22 protein-coding genes and 1 pseudogene are annotated in these 22,018 nt (G+C 52.1%); 5 read left to right on the top strand and 18 right to left on the bottom strand.

Annotated elements, in window-relative coordinates; all coding sequences use genetic code 11:
• Nucleotides 1-13: 13 nt before the first annotated feature.
• From ACW17M_RS08885 to ACW17M_RS08850, 8 genes and pseudogenes are all read right to left on the bottom strand, one after another.
• Entirely contained in the window at nt 14-481 is a 468-nt protein-coding gene (locus tag ACW17M_RS08885; protein WP_457547273.1) for a hypothetical protein, read from the bottom strand.
• A 498-nt stretch (nt 482-979) separates the two neighbouring features.
• Entirely contained in the window at nt 980-1,966 is a 987-nt protein-coding gene (locus ACW17M_RS08880) for a caspase family protein (RefSeq protein ID WP_457547272.1), read from the bottom strand.
• Nucleotides 1,966-2,337, bottom strand: coding sequence for a TIR domain-containing protein (locus tag ACW17M_RS08875; RefSeq protein ID WP_457547271.1), 372 nt, complete (start codon nt 2,335-2,337; stop codon nt 1,966-1,968). Before ACW17M_RS08875 ends, ACW17M_RS08880 begins: the two co-directional genes overlap by 1 nt.
• 91 nt (nt 2,338-2,428) lie before the next feature.
• Nucleotides 2,429-2,752, bottom strand: a complete 324-nt coding sequence (locus ACW17M_RS08870; RefSeq protein ID WP_457547270.1) for a DUF427 domain-containing protein — start codon at nt 2,750-2,752, stop codon at nt 2,429-2,431.
• A 149-nt stretch (nt 2,753-2,901) separates the two neighbouring features.
• Complete coding sequence (locus ACW17M_RS08865; protein ID WP_457547269.1) at nt 2,902-3,072, bottom strand: EamA family transporter; 171 nt, start codon at nt 3,070-3,072, stop codon at nt 2,902-2,904.
• A gap of 1 nt (nt 3,073) precedes the next feature.
• Nucleotides 3,074-3,586: pseudogene (locus ACW17M_RS08860) on the bottom strand (IS481 family transposase); the annotation flags it as partial.
• 165 nt (nt 3,587-3,751) lie between these two features.
• Entirely contained in the window at nt 3,752-4,672 is a 921-nt protein-coding gene (locus ACW17M_RS08855) for a DMT family transporter (RefSeq protein WP_457547268.1), read from the bottom strand.
• Nucleotides 4,665-5,966 (bottom strand): SidA/IucD/PvdA family monooxygenase, encoded by a 1,302-nt coding sequence (locus ACW17M_RS08850; RefSeq protein WP_457547267.1) that lies wholly within the window; start codon nt 5,964-5,966, stop codon nt 4,665-4,667. The genes ACW17M_RS08855 and ACW17M_RS08850 overlap by 8 nt, the downstream gene beginning before the upstream one ends.
• Before the next feature lie 310 nt (nt 5,967-6,276).
• Here ACW17M_RS08850 and ACW17M_RS08845 point away from each other — a divergent pair, with 310 nt between their 5' ends.
• The gene (locus ACW17M_RS08845; protein WP_457547266.1) at nt 6,277-7,176 is read left to right on the top strand and encodes a LysR family transcriptional regulator; all 900 of its coding nucleotides are present in this window, start codon (nt 6,277-6,279) and stop codon (nt 7,174-7,176) included.
• A 153-nt stretch (nt 7,177-7,329) separates the two neighbouring features.
• Here the strand turns inward: ACW17M_RS08845 and ACW17M_RS08840 are convergent, their stop codons facing one another.
• Nucleotides 7,330-8,217, bottom strand: coding sequence for a DMT family transporter (locus tag ACW17M_RS08840; RefSeq protein ID WP_457547265.1), 888 nt, complete (start codon nt 8,215-8,217; stop codon nt 7,330-7,332).
• 136 nt (nt 8,218-8,353) lie between these two features.
• Between ACW17M_RS08840 and ACW17M_RS08835 the strand changes: the two genes are divergently transcribed.
• Nucleotides 8,354-9,277 carry a LysR substrate-binding domain-containing protein gene (locus ACW17M_RS08835; RefSeq protein WP_457547264.1) on the top strand — a complete coding sequence of 308 codons (924 nt, stop codon included), beginning with the start codon at nt 8,354-8,356 and terminating at the stop codon, nt 9,275-9,277.
• Between the two features lie 34 nt (nt 9,278-9,311).
• Here the strand turns inward: ACW17M_RS08835 and ACW17M_RS08830 are convergent, their stop codons facing one another.
• On the bottom strand, nt 9,312-10,181 hold the full coding sequence (locus ACW17M_RS08830; RefSeq protein WP_457547263.1) for an SMP-30/gluconolactonase/LRE family protein: 870 nt from the start codon (nt 10,179-10,181) through the stop codon (nt 9,312-9,314).
• Nucleotides 10,178-11,044 carry an SDR family NAD(P)-dependent oxidoreductase gene (locus ACW17M_RS08825; protein WP_457547262.1) on the bottom strand — a complete coding sequence of 289 codons (867 nt, stop codon included), beginning with the start codon at nt 11,042-11,044 and terminating at the stop codon, nt 10,178-10,180. Before ACW17M_RS08825 ends, ACW17M_RS08830 begins: the two co-directional genes overlap by 4 nt.
• 143 nt (nt 11,045-11,187) lie before the next feature.
• Here ACW17M_RS08825 and ACW17M_RS08820 point away from each other — a divergent pair, with 143 nt between their 5' ends.
• On the top strand, nt 11,188-12,078 hold the full coding sequence (locus ACW17M_RS08820; protein ID WP_457547261.1) for a LysR family transcriptional regulator: 891 nt from the start codon (nt 11,188-11,190) through the stop codon (nt 12,076-12,078).
• 200 nt (nt 12,079-12,278) lie between these two features.
• Here ACW17M_RS08820 and ACW17M_RS08815 read toward each other — a convergent pair whose 3' ends face one another.
• A complete protein-coding gene (locus ACW17M_RS08815) occupies nt 12,279-13,529 on the bottom strand; it encodes an MFS transporter (RefSeq protein ID WP_457547260.1) in 1,251 nt (416 codons plus the stop codon).
• 62 nt (nt 13,530-13,591) lie between these two features.
• On the opposite strand from ACW17M_RS08815, the gene ACW17M_RS08810 reads away from it, so the two are divergent.
• Complete coding sequence (locus tag ACW17M_RS08810; RefSeq protein WP_457547259.1) at nt 13,592-14,590, top strand: AraC family transcriptional regulator; 999 nt, start codon at nt 13,592-13,594, stop codon at nt 14,588-14,590.
• Nucleotides 14,591-14,759: 169 nt separating this feature from the next.
• Here ACW17M_RS08810 and ACW17M_RS08805 read toward each other — a convergent pair whose 3' ends face one another.
• From ACW17M_RS08805 to ACW17M_RS08780, 6 genes are all read right to left on the bottom strand, one after another.
• On the bottom strand, nt 14,760-15,140 hold the full coding sequence (locus ACW17M_RS08805) for a hypothetical protein (RefSeq protein ID WP_457547258.1): 381 nt from the start codon (nt 15,138-15,140) through the stop codon (nt 14,760-14,762).
• A 446-nt stretch (nt 15,141-15,586) separates the two neighbouring features.
• Nucleotides 15,587-16,000, bottom strand: a complete 414-nt coding sequence (locus ACW17M_RS08800; RefSeq protein WP_457547257.1) for a winged helix-turn-helix transcriptional regulator — start codon at nt 15,998-16,000, stop codon at nt 15,587-15,589.
• Between the two features lie 38 nt (nt 16,001-16,038).
• Nucleotides 16,039-17,133 (bottom strand): tryptophan 7-halogenase, encoded by a 1,095-nt coding sequence (locus tag ACW17M_RS08795; RefSeq protein WP_457547256.1) that lies wholly within the window; start codon nt 17,131-17,133, stop codon nt 16,039-16,041.
• Nucleotides 17,123-18,892: a LodA/GoxA family CTQ-dependent oxidase gene (locus ACW17M_RS08790; RefSeq protein ID WP_457547255.1), complete on the bottom strand. Its 1,770-nt coding sequence runs from the start codon at nt 18,890-18,892 to the stop codon at nt 17,123-17,125. Before ACW17M_RS08790 ends, ACW17M_RS08795 begins: the two co-directional genes overlap by 11 nt.
• Before the next feature lie 26 nt (nt 18,893-18,918).
• Entirely contained in the window at nt 18,919-20,163 is a 1,245-nt protein-coding gene (locus ACW17M_RS08785) for a ferritin-like domain-containing protein (RefSeq protein WP_457547254.1), read from the bottom strand.
• A 116-nt stretch (nt 20,164-20,279) separates the two neighbouring features.
• The gene (locus tag ACW17M_RS08780) at nt 20,280-21,353 is read right to left on the bottom strand and encodes a peroxidase, FMP-type (RefSeq protein WP_022522644.1); all 1,074 of its coding nucleotides are present in this window, start codon (nt 21,351-21,353) and stop codon (nt 20,280-20,282) included.
• A gap of 442 nt (nt 21,354-21,795) precedes the next feature.
• On the opposite strand from ACW17M_RS08780, the gene ACW17M_RS08775 reads away from it, so the two are divergent.
• Nucleotides 21,796-21,933, top strand: a complete 138-nt coding sequence (locus ACW17M_RS08775; protein ID WP_162484071.1) for a hypothetical protein — start codon at nt 21,796-21,798, stop codon at nt 21,931-21,933.
• Nucleotides 21,934-22,018 lie beyond the last annotated feature (85 nt).

Genomic DNA, 22,018 nt, shown 5'->3' with positions numbered 1-22,018 from the left:
CAGCCTATCCGAGTCAGTAATCAAATCCAGGATACCGGAAACCATCATCATCCGTTTCCTGCTCTACCTTAGTTTTGGTAACTAGCTCCATCAGTTGGCTCGCGGAATAGTTGTCATCAACTTCCTGAATCGAATCTGTTTTGGTGACTAGCTGCAGTAGGTTGTTGTGTCCCGTCGGCCTAGTGTCGTCGTCACTTTCGAGCTGCTGATGAGTCTTGGTTATCAGTTCAAGCGCAAGATAATTGTCGTCATCCTCTTCATTATGCACCCTTGTCTTTGTCATCAATTGTGAGAGCGCTTTTTTATTTATGATGGGCAGTACGCCTTGCTCTGTATCAACTACCCACATTTGCTGCTGCTCGCAATAATAGCCTGGAAGCTGGTCTTCACCAGTGCGAGGTTTTCCGGCATTAGCTAGAAAGGGGGAAATACTTTTTCCGCTGCGGTGGGTTGAAGCTGCTACGTTGATTGTAGTGACCATGAAACCAGTCCTTAAAATTAGTGATGCGAAACGGGCTTGAAGCTACTTTGCGACCAGCTTCCGGTCAACATGATATGTCGGCGCTGCGGTCCTTCTCTTACGATAGCTCCAGCAATTCAGCTTTTGAACAGAGTGTTCAAGGAACAACTCTCTAATTTTCAGCAAACTATCCAAAGCATGTGCAACTGAAAAGTCTCAAAGTATGGATTTGCATACGCTTCAGCCAATGCGCCGTGCTACTGGACTCATAGCTGCCCATTCTTAGATAAATTAACTTTAACCGTTACAAGCAGCACTATGAATTTTCTTTCTCGTCTGACTCACGTTTAGCAATTTTCTGTCAGTCATCAACAGTTTCGATGGGTCGATAGAACCTATGCACGAGCATTTGTGTGTCGGTCAGGAGGTGCTATTAAAGCCATTTTGATATAACACTCTATTTGGCAACAGCGCCTCGTAATGCCGATGTACTACTCCCACGATAGCAAATAAACTTATTTATATAAGTTCCTTTGCCGCCAGTTGCCTGTAGTGCTCACCTAAGACCGTAAGGCGAACAGTTTTACTTTCCATGGCCGCATGCCACATATGGGGAGCATTTTCTGGCACTACTAATCCCACACGATTATATTTCTGTAACACACTGAAAACTTCGTTATGCTCAGGAATCGGTGCCGGCACACCTTGAGGATTTTCTGCCCAGGACTCGTGACGTTCAGGTTCATAGGTGGGATCAAGCTGGAAGTGATGTCCAGGGTTAGGAAACAGCTCCGAAATCCGACGAAGATCAGTAAGCTCGAGAGGCGGTTGGACTTTCCGAAGAGAGACAAAGCGATTTACATTGGTCTTGAAAACCGGCCTTTGAGCCCACGGGCCAAGTGACTGATCCACATGTGCATATACACCTCCCGGCGTAACATCGCCAACAAGGTTGCCTGCTGCACCACCAAGTGCATCAACCAAAAGGTTTGTGAAAACACCTGCACAATTCTCTTCGGTTGCGTATTGCTCTGCTGTTGAAGCAGTAAGTATGGTCACACCATCGTTAATTTCGGCTACTTTTTGCTGTAGCGCACTCCCTCCTGCAACCCCGCTATGACAACTGTCTAGAATAATTACCCGATTTTGGATCCTAGACTGGTTTGCCATTGTCATAATTTCAGCCAACGGCACGCCATCATTGCCAGACTTCACATCTGAAGAACAAAGATAACCACCAGTAGCCTCAATGTGCCCATGTCCTGCGAAATATAGAACTGAAACTTCGCCATCTCCCGCGAACAGATCTTCGATTGCTCGTCGCAACTTGTCACGGCCACATAAGTCATTGGGGCCTGCAGCAGTAAGATGCTTAACACCAAAATTTACTGAACCATCGGCATGCCGATCTAGCATCGCCTTGACTTCAAACGAATCATTAACGCACCCATAGAGGTGTGAGACATCTGTATAGTAATTAATTCCAACAACGAGTGCTTTACGCATCAGAGGCTGTCAATCCAGTTGGCAATGTTATCCCAAGTCCAAACCATAGTATTTACACCGGCTACATCTGTACGATCACCTTTGTAAGCCCAAATCCCGCGAACTTTCTTTTTCTCGTCCTTGGCACACTGAATCTCCCATTCTTGACCACTTGATTTGAGAGAGTTTTTGCTAGCAATTACAAGCACCCCGTCAGACCTAAGAATTCGAGTACGCACTTTCTTCTTCCACTCATCCTCATAGGCCTCTTTAACAGACATATCTATATATTCGAACGTAGAGTTCGTATTTAATGATTGGCCCTTGATCATGTTGCGAATTTTTTCATCTTCTATTGCGAAAGCGATAAATATTGTTTTCTTGTTGGCCATTCTAGGCTCCTTTTATTTTAAGCATAAAGGGCAGTAGTTTTCGCGCTTTGATAATACCTTTGCAGTAATGACCGGTATGGGTCGAAAGGCCTCATTCGTTCTCTTCCTCACCAAACGCCACCCTACCCACTATCACTTCCATCCCTTCAATCGGCTGCTCATAACTCCAGGCAATATCTTTATTTTCGCCTAGCGAGAAATACACCGTGCTGCCTTTAAACGGGCAGTGGGTAGTCGTTTCTGAGGTGGTAAGCAAATCCATCCGCACGTCTTCGCGTGGGAAGTAGTGGCGTGGTGGGTAGCCAGTTTCGCGGAGTTCGAGGGCTTGTCTAGAGTCGGCAAGCAACTTGCCACCCATATGCACCTGCACGCGTTGGCTAACGAGGTGAAGCTCGATACGAGGTGCCTGTGGCATTCGGTTGTTCCCTGCGGCTTTTTTAGCTCTAGTAAAATGAGCCTAGCAGCAAAGTTCGTTGAATCCCATGTTCGACTCATCACACTTTAGGCTACGGCCATGACCTGTGTCATGTTTTTGCCACTGCTCTCTAATTCACTACGACTGCCCTAACGCTGCCGTGCTCTAGCCCTTGCCTGAGTAGTAAGAATTAAGCCGGTTACAATCAGCCCAGCCCCAATGAAATCCGCCATGCGCAACTGCTCCCCTAGTATTAGATAAGCGAGTAGTACGTCGAAGAACGGACTAAGAAGGTGATAGCTCGATGCCGTCGATGTCAACGCGTAGCCCGCGCTCAATTGCTACGTAAAGGTAGCACTTCTGGGGCTCGTTGGGCATCTGTGGCAGATGCTTGATGTCGCTATGAACGAAGCTTGGCTCGTAGTCTTTGAGGTGTTTGTGCCGGGGCTTCTCGTCATCTTCTTTGTCCTGTCGAGTCAGCTCCGCGGGTGTTGGCACTTCACGCCGCTTGAACGTGCGGTGCAATCCCGAACGCAACAATATAAGATTTAGGAACTCGCGGGTCACGATCAGCAGATCATCGAGGCCGAGTCACAGGAATTCACGAGTCGCGATCAGCATCACCTCCTGCTCGGTCATAAGTGTGGCCAGCAAGTTGTGGCGTGTATGGGAGCGATCCTGAACATCATCACGGTACCGCCAACGGCGAATCGTTGAATCGCTGACACCGTACTGGCAAGCCAACTCGCTATCGCTGATGCTGGCGGGTCTCGTTTGGACCTCAGCACGAATTTTCGGTGTCGTCGCCGCCTTTTTATGCAGCTTGGTGTCCATGTCTCTGCGACCGGATGAGTTGCTGTAGAAGCGCTCTCGCTATCAGCAGAGGATAACTTCCATAGTTCATCTGGTCGTCGGGATCCTACAGTTTATATAACATGGCAGCTTGTGGTGTTCGATGACGTTGTCCTCTATGCCATGGCAAAGTTATCGAAACTGGGGTCAGGATCGCGAATTCTTTGACTGAATGAAAACGGCAATGGCAATCATGACAAATCCGGCCACAAGCCCAAAATCTAGCCTCTCTGACAACAGCAACACGGAGCTTAACAAGCCAACCGCCGGTATCCCGAGAAAACTGATCGTGCTAGAAATTGCGGGCATGGTTCGGGCAATGTGCAACATACCCCAAAAGACGAAGGTCGTGGAAATAATACCGACGTAGGTCGTCACCATCAGACTTTGAATATTTAGGCCTTGAAGCAAAGAGACGTCACCGAAACCGACCGTCAGTGATGACAGCCCAAAAGTCGCAACCAAGAGTTGCCATGGCAAAAGCTGTAATGTTGTCCATCCGGAGGGGTAGCGTCGCAGAAGGGCTATTTGAAATGCCCAGACAACGGCTGCAAGCAACAGCAAACCTTTACCAAGCAAGGCTTCTGTATTCGACAAAGTATGAGTAGATGGCAGAAGCAGGAACGCCAAACCAGCAAGGCCGAAAACTAGACTTGCAATGACGGAGCGATCAAGTTTTTCATTCAGCCACACAACCGCCAGAGGTATCATCCAGATTGGACTAGTATAAGCCAGCAGTGCTGCGCGGCCGGCCGGGACCATGGTGACACCGATTGTGATCAACCAGAGGAATGCCCCCATTTGCAGGCAGGCCACCGAAATAATTGGAAACCAGACCTCGCGCCCGGGGATACGAAACTGACGAGTCATTTTTACCAATATAAAAGCACTGATGGTGGCAAAGGCGAGACGCCATATCAAAAAAACCTGGGGAGAAGTGTTTTCAAGGGCTATTTTCATGAGTGGCCACGATAGCCCACCTCCTAGTATAACGCCTGCGAAGATGAAACCCGTCCCACGACCAATCAAGCGAAAAATTGAGCTAGCTAGCAGTTCACTATTATTCATCATTTACTCCTCGATGACCCTTTAATTTCTCTACAAGGCTCGAAATAATCGCTGCGGAGCGGTGGGCGAGTAGTGGGAAAGTGCCTGCATCACCTATTCCATGACTTGGAGCGGAGAAACTGTTCACAAACAAGGGAAGTCGATCGCTAGCTCCATCAATAACACCAAGACTGTAGTCGGGAGCAATCAATAAACTCCCATCGCAATCACGCTCTATATGGTTACCAATTTCTTTCAACATACTGGGTAATCTGTGTGGGTCAAACCCACATTCAATCCGTTCGAATCCTGTTGCTATGATCACAGCGTCAGCTTTAACCGAGTACTGCATATTGCTATATTTTTCACGGAGAAATAATGTTATACCTGCATTGACAGTAACATTCTCAATTTCGCAATACTTCTTCAGCTCCATGCGAGACTGACCTTGTAAATAGTCTTCATACCAAAGGCGATAAAGCTCATCAAGAGCATCTTTATCTGCCCGTCCATAAATCGCGTTTTCTAACTCAGAATTTATCAACCTTCGCGAATAGGCATCGCGACGCTGAAACCATTCTACAAATTCAGGAAAGAAAATGTGCTCCGTGAATGGACTAAGGTCTTTTTGTCGAAAACCAATCCCTCTTGTAATGGCACAAATATTAATGTCTGACTTTTTATATAAGTCAATCAATATCTCAACGGCACTTTGGCTTGCCCCAATCACTGCAAATTTCTTGCACCCATCCTTGATAGCTTGATTTGTTTTCTTTTGATAATCTGTTAAATGGTATACACGCTGTCCAAGATGTGGTGCCAGCGTCTCAGGTATCATTGGATTACCACCATTACCCAAGGCAACTGTTCGACCAAGGTACTCCTTTCCATCTCCTGTGGTAACTCTAAAAACCGAACCTTCTTCCTTTAAAACTTTGTCAATTGTTACCACTTCCTGTCCAAAATTAACTATTCCCAAGAAGTGTGATGCGACCCATTGAACATATAACGACCACTCCAAACGTAGAGGAAACGTTGCTGGAACATTCAAAAACTCGAGCAATCTGTTATGTGACTTTAAATAGTTAAGGAACGTGTAATAACTCGTTGGGTCAATTGGTGTTATAAAATCACGATACGGGCTATGTTGAATATCTGCTCCAGGAACCATCATTCCATTTTGCCAAGTCAGCTCATCACGCTTCTCCAGAAAAATCATATTTATATCGGCCTCCTTTTGCGTGGCGTGTATCGCTAAACCGATATTGTTTGGCCCAAATCCAACTCCAACCAAATCATATACTTTAGTCATCATGTCACTCCTTAACTCCATATACAGGTGGGTGTAAGAATCTGTTGAAATCTATAACTTTCATTTATTTTTAAAGATTTTAATTTCTTTAAAATATTGCAGCGTTCTCTGGATGGATGCGCAGTTTTCATAAACACTTACCCTAACGCCTCTTGAAGAATCACATCTCCTTACTGTGTTTTTGACAAAGTCTTTTTTTTCGATTTTTCAAAACTCTATTTCCACTGCTATTATTAGGTTATATAGACCTAATTCTGCTCTCTCGTGAGCGCATATGGAAATCAACTTTTGTGATACGCGGGGATAAGTAATAATGATGCGACTCGAATTTAGACATCTTGAAACGGCCTATTGGATCTATAGACTCGGTTCGTACGGCGCAGCCGCGGACAAGTTAAATACCACACAACCCAATATTTCCATGCGCATCGCCGAAACGGAGCAACGTATTGGCACCGCTGTATTCCAGCGGGCAAAGCGACCGGTTACTCTCACTGTTGCTGGTCGCGAATTGATTGGATACGCGGAGCGTATTCTCGCCTTGCGCGATGAACTGTCATTATTTTTCGAGGATGGAGAAGAGGCCGTTGGCCGAATTCGAGTAGGATGTACCGAAACTATAGCACTCTGGTGGCTCGCTGATTTTATAATAGATGTGAAACGCACCATGCCGAATATCGAGCTTGATATCGACGTCGATATTACGGAAAAGACCTGGGATAAATTGTGCAACGGCACAATAGATCTTGCCTTAGTTCCCGATGATCAACTTCAACAGCGGGTTATAAGACATAGCCTTGGCCAGGCGACTATTGCTTGGATGGCATCTTCAGAACTGGTGCAACGAATGCCGACATTAGATGCGATGAGTTTAATTCGGCGATCCATCCTGAGCCTGTCACCTGGATCGCGCTTGTATGCCGACCAATTTCGCTGGCTTGATATGCAGAACATTCGTCCTGATCGGCTGACTTACTGCAATACAATGAGTGTCACGGCGCGATTGGTATGTGAGGGCGCCGGTGTTGCGTTGCTACCTACGGATCTGTTTGCCGACGACAGTCAGTTACAGGCATTGGAAGTTCAGCCAGCATTTTCTTCTCTGCCTTTCGTCGCTAGCTATCTGTCTCCCGCCTTCTCTCCATTGGTCGACCGGATAGCCAAGCTGGCAGTAGCTAACAGTGAGTTTCATTTAGGCGAGCAGCAGTCATGATGCCTAACTCGCTGTTAATATGAATGAGGTAGCCTGTATTTATAAAGCCACCCTTTCCATAGCTGCACGCATTCTCCCTCATCCTTATTATGCTCAAAAGTGGGAATAACCATAATGGTGGCTCTTGCTCGCTGATCACGGCATCATTCCTGATCAACATGCCTTTGCCCTCCCTCTTTCCAGGGTGGCGAGGAGCAGGCCGATCACAATCAGCGCTGCACCAATGAAATCCGCCATGCGCAACGGCTCCCCTAGTATTAGGTAAGCAAGTAGTACACCGAAAAACGGATTAAGAAGGTGGTAGCTCGATGCCATCGAGGCGCCGCTGATTCGAATCAGCACTAGCCAGAGACTCATCCCACCGATAGTGACGACAAGTACCAGATGTGTAATCGCTATCATCGTAGCGGTAGAAGGCACAGCAAGCGGCTGCCCGAACACCATTGCCATGGGAAGAAGAGCGACTGCGCCAGCAATGGATTGCCAGAAATTAGCCTGCAAGACGGGAAGGCCTGCGCCTTGGCCGCGGAAGAACACGGTGCCACTGGCAAAGGCAATCATGCCTCCAGTTGCCATAAGCACTCCCCAAATATCGATCTGCACCCCACTAGCAACGCCTGAGATGACCACCACTCCTACTAACCCCAGCGCTGCGCCGAGTAACTTCATTGGGGAAAGGGGTTCTACGCCCCACCATGCTGATAGCAAACTGGTTGCCAGCGGTGCGCAGCTAACAATAACAATAACGACCTGGGGGCGAACCGTCTGCAGTGCGGCAAAGCTCAGCCCCAGGTAAAGGGCGTTGTTAAGAACGCCAAGCAGCAATCCGCGCCTGATAGCGATACGATCCCCATGAGTTGATAACCGGAAGCCGCCGCAGCTAAGGCAAATGGGCAGCATCAGTAACGCACTCAATAAAAACCGGATGGTGAGCAGCGTAAAGGGGTCGAAATCAGTCAGTGCAATGGCACCGGCTATAAATGCCGAACTCCAAACGATACTGAAAATGACCACCAAACCAGTTAATACGAAATTATTCATGCAGCCCCCTTAAAAGCGCCATCCTGCTTTTGCACCATCACCATGAAACTGATGGTGCATGGGAGTTACTTGTAGTGGAAATTAATTATTAACCGGTCATAATTAGATAAATTAATGTTCAATGTGGAGATGAAGCGTGTTTGGTTGCCAACCTTCCCCCTTGGGCGATAGGCGAGTCACGCTGGAACACCTGCGCGCTTTCGTACTGTTGGCCGAAGGCAATGGTTTTCAGCAGGTAGGTCTTCAGTTGTACCGCAGCCAGTCAGCGGTCACGCAAAGTCTGAAGCGGCTGGAGGAAATACTCGGCTGTAAGTTACTTGAGCGTCGCCAAGGTCACATCCTTGGCTTGACGGCAGACGGCGAGCGTTTTCTTCCCGCCGTCAATGAGATACTTGCTCGTACATCTGAAGCGGTGAGTGCCATGCAGCAACCGGAAATTGCCGGACGTCTGCTGATTGGCGTTCCCGATGATTTCAAGGTGGTGGATCTGCATGGTGCTATTTCCCGCTGCGCCGAGCTAAACCGCAATCTGCGCCTGGAAGTTGTCTCTGCGCTCTCCTCGCAACTGCTCCACCAACTCGATAACAGCGGCCTTGATCTCGCCATCTTTAAGTGCGTAGAAGACTTCACGCCAAGCGACCCGCGCTGGCAGTGTCATCTGCTGCGGCGAGAACCTCTCCATTGGGTGGCCACGCAACGACATGATTTTGACCGTATGTCTGATATACCGCTTGTTATCTTTCCTGATGGCTGTTGCTACCGAAGCGCGGCGCTCGCCGCATTGGATCAGCCCGGGAAGCACGGCTACAGTGCCTATGTCAGTGCCTGTTATGACAATATTCGTGCCGCTGTGTCGGCAGGTCTCGGTATCGGTGTGCTTCCCGCCAGCGCGCTAGCTGAAGACCACATTATTCTAGGCAAGCGGGAGGGATTTCCGGAGCTGCCGATGGTGGAACTCGTGATGGTTCAGGCGTCACAAAAGCGTGCCACCCAGCAACTGGCGGACTTCCTTACGCTTTCGTCGGCAATGAAATCTCAAAAGGTTAGTGAATATCGTTAATCTAGAACCTCAGACAGAGGGCAATCCCCCTGTTTCATAAGTATTGTGCTTGAAACTGTCTTTCTAAGACCTGCTGGTAATCAACCCGCAACAGTGCCCCCGATGCGGGCGCCCTTTTTAGCTCGCTTTTGGACAAACCCAGTCGTGCCGATGTAACGAAGAGATGTTGACCCGTATCATCAAAGGCACAGCTCGTAGGGCGTGGAACAGGGAGCGCAATCGTACTAGCGATATATCCTTCTGGAGATATCCGGGCGATAGCAGCGCCATCAAAAAGAACACTGAGCAGAATCCCCTCCCTATCTACCGTCAGCCCATCAGGCTTGCCTTTATTGGGGCTGATAAGGATGAGGGATCGCCGGTTTTTAACCTCACCGGATAAGGGGTCGTGATCATAGGCGTAGATGACACCTTGTAGGGAGTCTGTCACATAGAGCGTGCTCCTATCATGGCTCCAGTCAATTCCATTAATGAGCGTGAATCCCGAATCGACAGTGTGCCACACGCCATCAAGATCAAATCGGTAGAGATAGCCCGAGCCTTCTTTTAACTCTTCATTCATCAAGCCCACCCACAGACGGCCTGAAGGGTCGAGGCTAGCATCATTGAACCGACACCCTTCTTTGCCATGCGGCGCAGTCGCTATTCGCTGCCTCTCACCTGACCTACCGACTAGCTCAACATGGCAAGCGGTGCCAATGATCCACCGGCCAGCCGGTGTCTCCGCGACAAACCCCAACGGACTGGGCATCGCGTAGGCATCATTTTGGCCTGTTATGGGGTCGAATAGATTGAGTGAGGCGCCCAGGGTATCTACCCATAACAGCCGATGGGTGGAAGCGCTCCATACCGGCGACTCTCCCAGCACGGCTTGGCTGGCAAAGGCCACGGACACCCCGTTCATGAACGCGGCTCCACGCTAGGAACAGCGATCAGCGACCAGTTTGCCGCCACCTCGTCCGCTGTTGAGGCATGCACTGCGTGCAGATCACGCGGATAGTCGACGCCCTTCGCTTCCATCGCCCTGGTGGCATGAAACTGCCCGTTCGCGGCACGCAGTATCCAGCCACTTTCGGCGCATTGCGAAGATGCAAGATACGCCACGCCTGGCGCGACATCGGTAGGACGCAGTTCATCTGGTTCACCCTCTATTCCCCACATCCGTGTCTTGGCAACGGGCGAAACCGCATTGACGATAATCCCATCCTTTTTGCCTTCAGCAGCAAGCACATTCATGATTCCCACCACCGCCATCTTGGCAGCCGCGTAGGAAGCGAGCCCGTTTTGAACATACTGTGGGTAGAGCGCTCGACAAGAAGTGGTCATGACGATGCGGCCATAGCCCGCTGCTTTCATCGCAGGCCACGCCGCCTGTGCGAGCCAAAGAGGTGCCTTCGCGGCGATGGCCATCATTTGGTCAAAGGTGCTTTCCTCTATAGCGTCAATGGTTTCATAGGCTACCCACCCTGCATTATGAATCAGAGCATCCAATCGCCCGTTGATTGTCAGAGCACTGCGTACTAGTGCCTGGCAGCCTTCACGCGTTCCAATATCTGCTGATACTGCTCTTGCATCCAGACCTTCCAACCGAAGTTGCTCTGCTGCAAGCTCCGCAACCTGTGGATCCGCGCCATTACCATCAGAACCGGCACCGTTATCCTGGATCAGAACTGTTGCACCGAGTCGCGCAACGCATTGGGCATACGAAAAACCAAGCCCGCGACCTGATCCAGTGATAAGTACCACCTGCCCTTCAAAATCCACCATTTCACACTCCGTTCTTTCTGAGAACACGAGTGAAAGTATGAAACGGGCAATACAATACATAAAATACTAATAATATGGTTATTTGATATATTTTAAATATCATAAAAGTATTGAATTACTAATGGCATATTCGGAGTTGCCGCATGACGTCAGACACCAAAGCTCGTATCACCTTGCGTGCAATGGAGCAATTTGTGGCTGTGGCGGAAGAATTACACTTTCATCGTGCTGCTGCGCGTTTGAATATGTCGCAGCCCCCTCTTACCAGTGCGATCCGCAAGCTGGAGGGCGATATCAATGTCACCCTGATTGAGCGTGGCAACCGTGTTCTTGGCTTAACCCCTGCGGGAAAGAAATTCCTTGATGAAGCATACGAAACGCTTCGACGAGCAGAACAAGCCATTACCGCAACACGAGATGTCGCGGCAGGCAGATCAGGTTTAGTGCGCCTAGGCTATGTGGGAAGTTCACTTTATGGACGGCTACCTGATGTCATTCGTGAATTTCGGACAAGCCATCCAGAGGTTCGTCTTGAGCTACGTGAGGCAACGACTGCTGCACAGATTGGCGCGTTGCGCGACGGAACACTGGACGTGGGCGTTTTGATCCCACCGCTTGTGAATGCTGAAGATATCGAGCAAACACACTTCGATAGTGACCGCTTGTGCATGGCCATCCCGAAAGATCATCCTCTCTGTAGGCGGCCAACATTAACGCTTGCTGACCTCTCTGACGAACCTTTCATTCTATGGCCAATGGTGGAGGGGCGTGGCTTTCACCTGCAGGTTATCCGCCTTTGTGCTAATGCAGGCTTTGTACCCAGGGTGGCGCAAGAGGCACACGGGATGCATGCCGTGCTGTCGTTGGTAGCAGTCGGAGGCGGCGTATCTATTGTTCCCGAAAGCATGAGTGGCTTTCAGGGAGACCGAATCGGCTATCGTTCGTTACCGGGTTCGGAAGCTCACTTCGATCTCGTGTTGGGTTACCACCACTTATCTCCTTCCGTTAAAGCCTTTATTCGTTCGACTGAGTAAAGCCACTCAACGGCATGCAAAGTTAACGTGAGCGGGTTGGGCGAAGAAAGTGCCGGGGTAGATCATCGCTATTGATCCGGTGGGGCTTGATGGGCATCGGTTAACCTTCGCGGCCGATAATCGTACACTTTATCCTCCCGGCGTTTCCAAACACTGTCAGTAATGACCCAACCCGAAGCAAATCTAGTCTAAGAAGTTATTCAAACGTCTAGTACTGGGTCTGCGGTCGCACCGTGCTGCGGCAGCTCGACTCGAACTCGCAGAAAGATCACAAGTGCAGCGAGTAGCATCACCGCGCCTGCAGTAATGAAAACGCCTGTGACCCCATTAAAACCGAACACAATACCACCCAATGCAGCACCGGTAGCTATTGAGGATTGCACCGCAGCGACCACCATGCCTCCCGCTGTCTCCGCTTGATCAGGGACGGCACGGGCTACCCAGTTTGACCAGGCAACAGGCACGCCGCCGAAGGCCAAGCCCCACAGGGCCACTAAAAGCATCAGCCCTGTTCCGTTGACGGGTAGCCAGATCATACCGAATGCCGCCAAGCCCACGAGCGCAGGCATGAGTACCAAAGTAGCGCGCAGGCTACGCTCCATCATCCAGCCGGCCAGCAGCGTACCGATGAAGTTGGCAATACCGAAACCCAAGAGCATCAGAGAAAGACCGTCAACATCAATATCGGCTACGCTTTCAAGCGCAGGGCGAATATAGGTGAACAATGCATATTGGCCCGTATGGGCGAGTACGCAGCCCATCATACCGATCCCTATCCCCGGGCGACGAAGCAATTCCAGAACCGATGCAGTGTGCATCATCTTGCGTGGCGCCATACGGGGCAGCGTGAACAACTGGAAGACAAGTGTTAGCCCTCCAACAGCCGCTGCGGCTAAAAATGCACTGCGCCAGCCATATAGCCCACCCAAGTAGCTGCCCAACGGCACAGAAACCACCGTCCCGATAGCGATGCCGCTGAATATTATGGAGAGTGCTCGCGGCACCAAATGTGCTGGCACCAGCCGCATAGCCACGGCTGCCGCCATGCTCCAAAAACCGCCTAACGCGACGCCCAGTAGAATGCGCATCACCAGCAATACGGTCAGATTGGGGGACAACGCCACCAGCAGGTTAGAAGCGATCATTATCACGGTGAAAGCCAACAAGACGGCGCGCCGGTCAAGCCTACTTGTCAAAGCTGGCACCAACAGCCCGGCGAACAAGGCCGCTACTGCCGTCACCGTCACGGCCTGACCCGCCAGTCCCTCCGATATACCAAGATCGGCGGCCATCGGCGTCAACAGGCTAGCGGGCAGGTACTCCGCCGTCAGCAACCCGAATACCCCCATTGCCAGCGAAAACACTGCCATCCACGCAGGTGCCGCAGGCTCTAAAACAGACGCATTGCTAGCATTGGGCGTTTGCCCGGTATCACAAACATCATTGGTCATCTCAAAAAATCTCTAGAAAACAGTTGTAGCCGGAAGTCTAGAGTTCAAACCCAGGATGATCTATGATCATAAACCTCAACTTTTTGACCGAAACACCTAATATGACGGAGAAAGACAAATTTGCCCTATCGTCTGATCTGATCAGCGAACTGCTGACCGGTATGCGCCTGCGTGGCGTCCAATACCGTCGCATTCAGACAGGCCCAGCTTTCGGCCTAGGCTTCGAAGAAAAGCCAGGGTACGCCTACTTCCACTTCCAGGCTGTTGGTACTGCCTTCTTACGTACGGGTGATGGTGAGTTGCATGAGCTGTCCGCGGGAAGCGCTGTGTTTATACCTCAAGGTGGGAGACATCAGCTTCTATCGGATGCGGAGATTTCATTTCAGAGCATCGATAAGTTCGATGCCGCGCCCCTTGGCGAAGCCGTTAGCGGGGTAAATACCTGCCCCAGTACGCACTCTACGCCCAGTGCAGTTATCTTCTACGGTTGCATGGAGTTCGACCTCGGCGGAATGCAGGGGCTGGGTAAATTGATGCCAATCTTCATGGTGGCTGACACGCAGGCGGATCGCTACCCTGGCTTGCTGCCCATTCTCGACTCAATGAAACGCGAAATCTGCGCCGGTCGAATCGGCTTTGCAGGTATTCTGGCTCGGCTCGCGGAGGTGGCGGCAGCAATGATCGTGCGTGGCTGGATCGAGTCCGGCTGTGAAAACGCCTCTGGTCTCGTTGCCGCATTGCGTGATCCGCGTCTTGCTCGCGCCATACTGGCGCTGCACCGCCAGCCTGGCCGTGAATGGACTGTTGCAGAGTTGGCTGCAGAGTCTCATGTCTCTCGCTCAGTCTTCGCACAACGCTTTCAAACCACCATCGGAATGCCGCCCCTACGCTATGCCACGGAGCTGCGGATGCGTCTTGCCAGTCAATGGTTAACCCACGAAAGAGTGCCCATCGATGTTGTCGCCCAGCGACTCGGCTATACCTCTCAAGCGGCATTCAGTCGTGCTTTTAAGCGCGTCACCGGCCAGCCGCCGGGTGCCAGTCGGCAAATGCGTTCATGAGAACGCGCTTTTGACATTACCCCATCCACTCGGCCCTGCTCTATAGAGTACAGTCGCTCTCGATCACAGATGGCGCTTCCACAAAACGAAGGAACTTGTCGCCAACTAGCTCACCTCCCACCACTCAAGCACGTGAGGCTCGATGTGGCCGGTAGCCGCAAGCTGGCCGTTACGCGCGACGCCAGTCCGCATCGGTCTCGGCTTCACTGGACAGTGGGTAGTGGCCATACTGGGTGCCAAACGGCATAGCCGCTTTTAGGCCAAAACCACGAACGGATTCCGCTACCTGGGTCTGTAGGCGCAAAATCTCATCAAGCGGTGCATCGTCGTTTACCGTGGGCGCCTGCTGGCTCATCTTGGCATACATCCTTGCCCGGCCACGGCTAATGCCAAGCGGCGCGCTTTGAATAATGGCGCGCTGGAACAACCCCTCGGTCGCAATGCAGCCCGTAAGCTGATTGCTTGCACCGAAATGGATGATCAAATGATCGCGGATATTGAAGAGCTGCCGGTTAAAGAAGTGGAAAATTTGCGGGCTGAGATCCAGCATTACTCTCTCTTCTGACTCTTGTGAAATTTATGCATAAGATATTCACGGGGATCTTCTTGATGCAAAAGAAAGATATGTTGGCAGTAAAATTAGAAAATCTGGTACAAAAAAAGCGTCTGGCAGGCGTGAAGCTGAGCAGCGTGTTTTAGAAAGCAAGCGTGATACTGTTCGCCATTTGCTGGCATTTGGTGTGCTTACTGATGAGCAGATTGCTGAGGCAACGGGATTATCGATTGACGATATCGTTAAGCGGCATCGAGAAGATAAACACTGAGAGCTAACGGCTCCCGAGGCGAGTCTCATCGTTAGTTGGGCGCCTAACGGTTGGGCGCTAGAACAGCATCACATCGGTGCTGATAGCTGGCCGACTTCCCCACGCTTTCCGCGGTAATGAAGTCACAAGGCTTTACCCCCTAGCCGATGTCACCCACAGTTTCAGGCTATGACTACTTGGCTAGCACATTGTTTTTTCTTACTATCGTGTCGTCTGGGGCCAGCACATCGCCATCACCGGTCTGAGGGGCCATATAGGGCACCGGCTGCCCTGTTGACTTGTCGATAAGCAGGGAGTGCTGCTCGCTGTGTGAAAACAAGTTGCGCTCTCCCCACTGTCGCAGAGCAACCACCACAGGAAATAGACTCTCGCCCTTGGCTGTCAGCACGTATTCCTGATAGGCCGTGCCATCAGATGCAGGCCGCGTTTCCAGGATATCCGCTTCAACTAACCGACGCAGGCGTTCGGCCAGAATATTGCGAGCCATGCCCAGGCTGCGCTGAAAGTCACCGAATCGACTCATGCCGTCAAAAGCGTCTCGTACAATAAGCAGCGACCATCGATCTCCGATAACAGTGCATTTCACGACTTATGTGCGCCTGATTGGCCAGTGCATCGACCTCTCTAACCAAGTTCACGACGATGAGCCCAAAATGGATGATCCGACCACCGCCGCTCCAAGCTATATTGGCCTTGCCACTCCTTGATAAAGCGGTTAATTCCCCTGTTTGCGCGAAGCGCATACTGTTCTGCCGCTTGCAGGTCATGCCTGTTCAGCCAATCGGTGATTACCGGTGCCGCTGCCAAACCGTCGCCCAGTGCGTTGGAAATTCCCGAAGAGGTCAAAGGATCAAAGGCAGCCAGGGCATCGCCCACTGCGATCCAGCCCGGCCCAGCTGCTTGGGTCACAAAACCGCTGTATGCAGCAAAGCAGGTAAGCGAGAGTGCGTGCTGGCGAGAAGGCTGCAGCCACTGTTGTAGCTCTTCTGTCTGGCCCCAGAGCGCATAGAATGCTTCGCTATTTCGCAACCCCTTCTGGCGCACAACGGATGCATCCGACATCAACGCCAACAGTGCTGAACCATCTGGCAAACCGGTAGCGTACCACCAGCCGTCAGCAACCGATTCCACCAGGGTTATGCCCTCCAGCCTGCCGGCATTAGGCCATTTACACGCCACCGCCACCAAATCGTCGAGACGCTTTCGCTCTACCCCCAGTCGCCTGCAGAGGGTAGCTCCGCGCCCGGAAGCATCGACGAGGTAACGACAACTCAGTAGGTGCTGTTTGTCTTGATACGTTATTTGCAGTTGCCACTCGCTACTATCCCAGCGTAGAGATTCCAACACCGCAGGCGTTAGTAGCTGCGCGCCTTTTTCACCACTGGCTTGACGCAGATCCTCGTCAAAGCGCTCCCGATCTAGATGCCAGCCATCCCCTGTCGAGCGATGGAGAAAATCGTCGAACCTGCGCTCTCCTGCCCATAGGGAGAGATTGGTGTAGTAGGGTCGATGCCCTCTCGCCCCAAGGTCATTCGATATACCCAGTAGCCTCAATTTAGCGACTACGTCAGGCGCCGCGGATTCCCCCACTTTGAAGGCCTGCCGGGCGGGCTTGTCCAGTATCGCCACGCGCTCGACTCCCGCCGCTATCGCGGCGAGAGCCGTGGCGCAACCTGCAGGGCCAGCGCCGAGGATAACGAGATCGAAGTCAGTTGCCATTCGGTGTGAAGGGTCGGGGTAAGGTGCGTGCAACCTCTACAAAGCGGCGCTCTCCTTGAACCTCTTTTTCCATCACGAACCCCAGTCGCGACCAGTACTGCACCATCTGTACGTCGTCGGCAAAGGAGATGAAATCTCCCCGCATCTGATCGAAATCGGTGCCGATCCAGGCAACCTGCCCTCCCGTCTGCTCATCCGGTATCGGCATAGTCGCCTGGCGTACTCCCTGGGGTTTCGGCTCCAGGTAGACGAATTCAGGCCGCTGTGCGGGCCACCACCACAAAACTCGTTCACCGATGGGTTGTGAGGAGCACTCATTGAAGTCTGCCTGCCAGGGTATGGCCATGTAGCGAGTGAGATCCCCGGGCTCCATCGCAGTAGGCGTAAAGCCCAGGTTGAGTGGCCCTTCGGTGGGCGGTGCGGTGTTGATACGGAAAGGGTCGTCACGATTGTAGATGGCTCGATTGCGGGTGATCCAGGTGAGCTCGATACCGGGAGAAAATGCACCTCCTACACAGTTTTCCAGCACATTGCGTGTCAGTGATTGAGGGCCACTATCGGCAACAGGCTCGTTGACAAAGTGCCCCGCCGCCCACTGTTGAACAAAGAAGAACTGGGTATCTGTCAAACGTAGATAAGTGGATGTAAACGTCCCACCGATAAGACAGTTGTCCCCCGCTAGGTAGGGCATCATGGTGGCTCCCCGCCCGGAGATAATGGAGTTCTCAGCTGCCGGTGGTCGTAGAACATCCAGAATCCAATTGCGCAGGCCACGGTAGTGATCCTCATGATCCGGTACCGCCCCCAGCATCTCCATGTCGAAGCTGTGGGGCTTGGGAGGGATTGCCGCAACCCAGGCGTAGGTGGTGGCCCGTTCCAGTAGTGGTTTTATCTCGCTCTGGAAGTTGGGCTTGTAGCCATCGGATCCGCTTTGCCACATGCCCTGATTATTTATCTGTGGGTTGTGTCCAGCACGCACAGCGCTGTCGAAGATGGTGTCCCAGAGCGTTACCAGGTTGGCGATCTCTGGCGCATAGGAAGGCGGCGCCACAGACACCCAGGCCGGATCAGCCGGATGGCTGCCGCCATTGTCCCATTCGATTACCGCGCTGACGGGGCCGTCACCGGTGTCGTCCCACCAGCCATCATTATTAGCGTACTGTTTGATCACGGCGCTTTCATCTTCGGTTCCGGAAACACCCAAACCGCCCAACACCAGCAGGCGGCCGGCTGCGTCGGTACGCAGCTCTCCTAAGGTGTCGATACACTCCCGGTTTGGATACAGAATGCCCGTAGGGAAGTTTGCGCCCTTATAGCCCTCGGGAATTGTATTGCGGTCCATGGGGACGGGACCGGCATCGGCGCCGCTTATCTGGCGTGGTCCTGGGTCGATAATCAAGCGGTGTCGGTCTTCCACATCGGCGTTGCGCAAGGGGTGATTGCTGGCGTAGCCCTGCTCTCCCTCGTTGGTGGCGAACTCATACCAACTGGCTTTCTTGTTCGCCATGTGCACGGTCCAGGTGATCGTCTTTACTCCGGGCGTATCCAGGGTGATCTCTTCGTCGCCGTGAAAAATATGAAAGCGCGCAGCCTGGCGGCACATGCGTCCCTGTTCATCCCGGAAGTCATCCTGGGTGAAGTCTCTTCCGTCGAGGTTAATGGGCAGACCGCGATATGTCTCGGGGCCGATATAGCATTTTTCCGGCGCGTTCCCCACACGGGCAATGCCAATAGGCGGGTAAATTTTGTAGTCAGTCATGATGATTTCCTTTCAACGTTAGCCCATTACAAGCCCAGCGCTTTGGCTGACGTCACTATCTCTTTGTCGCCTGCCAAGGCTGTCTTAAGGTGCGTGCGCAATGCGTTTTCCCTGGGTGATGTCGACAGCTGATCGAGCTCGTCTTCAAGCTCCTGCGTCAGTTCCCCAAAGGTGCGATTGGTATCGCTTCTGTAGCGCCATGCCGGTGCGGCATTGGGGCCAACGGAGCTGTCGCCGTCGGCAAAGGCCGGGGTAGACATCAACGCTCGGGCAAGATGCGGCAGCACCCGGTGCATGATTGAAAGGACGACACTGAAATAAGGGTCGGAGTCGCCAGCCTTGAATGTGGCTTCGAAGGCGTGCAGCATCAGGCTGTAGTGATCATCGAAGCTGTCAGACAGCCGCTTGGCCTGCGGGTTGGTGTAGTCGCTGCTATCGGGATTGGAGATGATGGGGAGCGTCGCCGGGAAATTGGCGCTGTCGAGTGAAACTTCGCGGAACTTGAGGAAATGACTCAGCTCGTACGGGGTGCCGAGGATGGGCCCGTAGGTGCCATCGGTACGCTTGCCATAGTGGTTGTAAGTACCGAAGCTCTCAACCGGAACCAGAGGCTTTTCAGGGGGAACGGTTCCCTCTCCTTGCTCGACGATTTCGTTAACCGCCGCGTGGAAGCTCTCCTTGTCCATCACTTCGTTGACATTACCGCCAAATTTGCCGAGATAGATATTGGTTCTTTGCCGACCAGGAACACCGGTTGTACTGAAGGGGTTTCCGGGATAGGCATCCACCGCCGCAACCAAGGCGCCGTACAGCTGCGCGATGCTGTCGTAGTTGTCGCCCTGAGGAGGCGCGCCGTACTGCGACGGGCTTTCGATGGCGGCAAAGACATTAGCGAATACATCGGGGGATGCACGAAACAGGCCGACCATAGGGGTCGTCTTCGGGTTGGCCTGTGGCATATAGCCGGGGAAAGTAGGAACCGCATCGCCAGTAAATTTGGGCAGCGCGCCCAAGGCAACGATGATGTTGGCCGCCTGGTTGACATGAAACATCTCCTCCATCGCAACGCTGCGCAGGGTCTGGTAGACATGGCTCCCAGTGTCTGAAATGGAATAGAGTGCCGAGAGGTAGACAGGTATAGTGGTAAATTCCACCTGTAAAGCGAGCTGCGCCGCCTCTTGGAGATCCTGCAATGCGGGCTCGCTGGTGCTTGTTAGCCTATCGAACAGGCCTGGTGAAACGTTCTCTCTCGCTGCTTCTGATGGCGCCATGGTTTTCATCTCCTTATGTTTCGTTACCCCGATTAGCCTGTTTCCGCGGCAGGTGGTGGGAATCCGACGCCTGCCGTCATTAACAGCGTCGAGGCCCCGTGCGGCCAGGCGTACTCTTACGCTTTTTTGCGTAAAGTGTTGATCTGAATGTGTGGCCAGCGGGTCGTGCCGCCATCAGTGCCGAATTGAAATTCAAAATACTGAATCTGCTCGTACTGCAACTGAAGAACTTCCTGGCCGTTTTCAAAGACAGTCTCAATCCACATCCGCAAGTTCATCTCGGTTACGCGAGCGAATCGCTCTACGAATGGGGTGTTCAATAGTCCACCCTCGGATCCGCCGGCCTCCCGGGTGCGCATCTCAATCAGTACGAAGCTTTTGATCTCCTGATCCTGAATGGCATCGCGCAAGCGAAGATCGGGACGCACCGAATAGGGGTAGTGATCGTCGGCCAAAATGCGCTGTGTGTAGGTTCTGTTGCCGCTTGGATCTCTCTCCGCAAGACTGGGGTCGTGAACCCAGGGCGGCGCCGGTTCATCGAGATTGATGGGGGTGTCAGCGGTGGTGCCTGCCAGCCCCATACTTGGTGAGATGGCCAGGTGATTGGGATCCCAGGCGGCTGTGCCATGGGGAAATTCCGGTTTCCCCTTCTTTTCGGAGTCTGTACCCAACAGCAACACAGTGCTGCCATGGGGAATCGTGCCGCTGCGGGAGACCGTATAAGGAGGCACATACACCGGGCCGTCGGAGCCGGCGCCCGCCGATAATTCGGGATAACCGATATCGGTCATGATGGATTCGTCGTCGGCGGGATGGTTGTAAAGAGTACTCAACCAGAGGTACATACCGTTTTCGTCATGAAGCAGGTTGCCATCGAGATCATGAATACTCTGTTCGTACTTTACCGCTCCGCTGAACTGCTCGTTGGCGCCACCGCGGTTGCGTACTCCGCCGGGGACTAACGTAAAGGTAAGCTCCTCCTTATAGTCTTGGCAGAGAAAATGAAACTTGCCGGGAATGGTTTCGGAGTTGGTTCCTGGGGAAGGCAGGCAAGTGGTATGTAATCCCCACCCGGTCGTTTTGTTGTCTGGGTTGTAGTTAACCCAGGTTCCCGCCAGCTGTTCAAGAACGCCGTAATTTGCAGGCTCTTTGAGTACAGCAGGGGTATATCTCGGTTGTTGGGTAGGCATGATTTCAACTCCCCCTTGTTATTCTTGATCTGCTATTTTTGTCGCTGTTTCCTAAGGTAAGAAACGTAGCCGTACGCTATTCATTCGAATCTGGTCAACTCTAGGGAGATGGCTCCTCACTCACTCTCGACGATCATGCGGGAGTATGGTGAGGTGGAATTCAGCAGAGTGCGTGCCGTGTGGGCACTCTGCGCATGAGCCGTGTCATTATGGTGTTATTAATATTTTAGTATTCAGCCTAGCACCGAAGAATGATTTGTCCATGTGACTTGTTCTTTAATGCTTGGGAACGAAAGGCGGCTTCGAATGAGCGGTGTGCCCAGGTAGGCGTCACCCAGCGAGTATTTCTATACATTCTCCTGGAGTTTCAATCCTTGGTGGATCGCACCATGCACATGAGGTGGATCTGGAGCAGATCAATAGTTTGGTGGAGGATAAAGATATGTTGTCAGAAAACCTGGAAAATCTGGTGCAAAAAGAGCGTCAGGAGGGACGTCAAGAAGAGCGTCGAGAAGCTGAGCAGCGCGCTTTGGAAAGCGGCTCACTAAGCGAGGCTCAACTTTATCAGCCGACACTATAAGTTCGCACCGAAGCAGATGATCAGATGATCGCGGATATCGAAGAACTGCCCGTCGAAGAGGTAGAAAAGTTACGGGCAGAGACTC

This window comes from Vreelandella sp. 2A-K22 (genome assembly GCF_054065485.1).
This window is presented reverse-complemented; position numbering and strand designations above follow the sequence as displayed.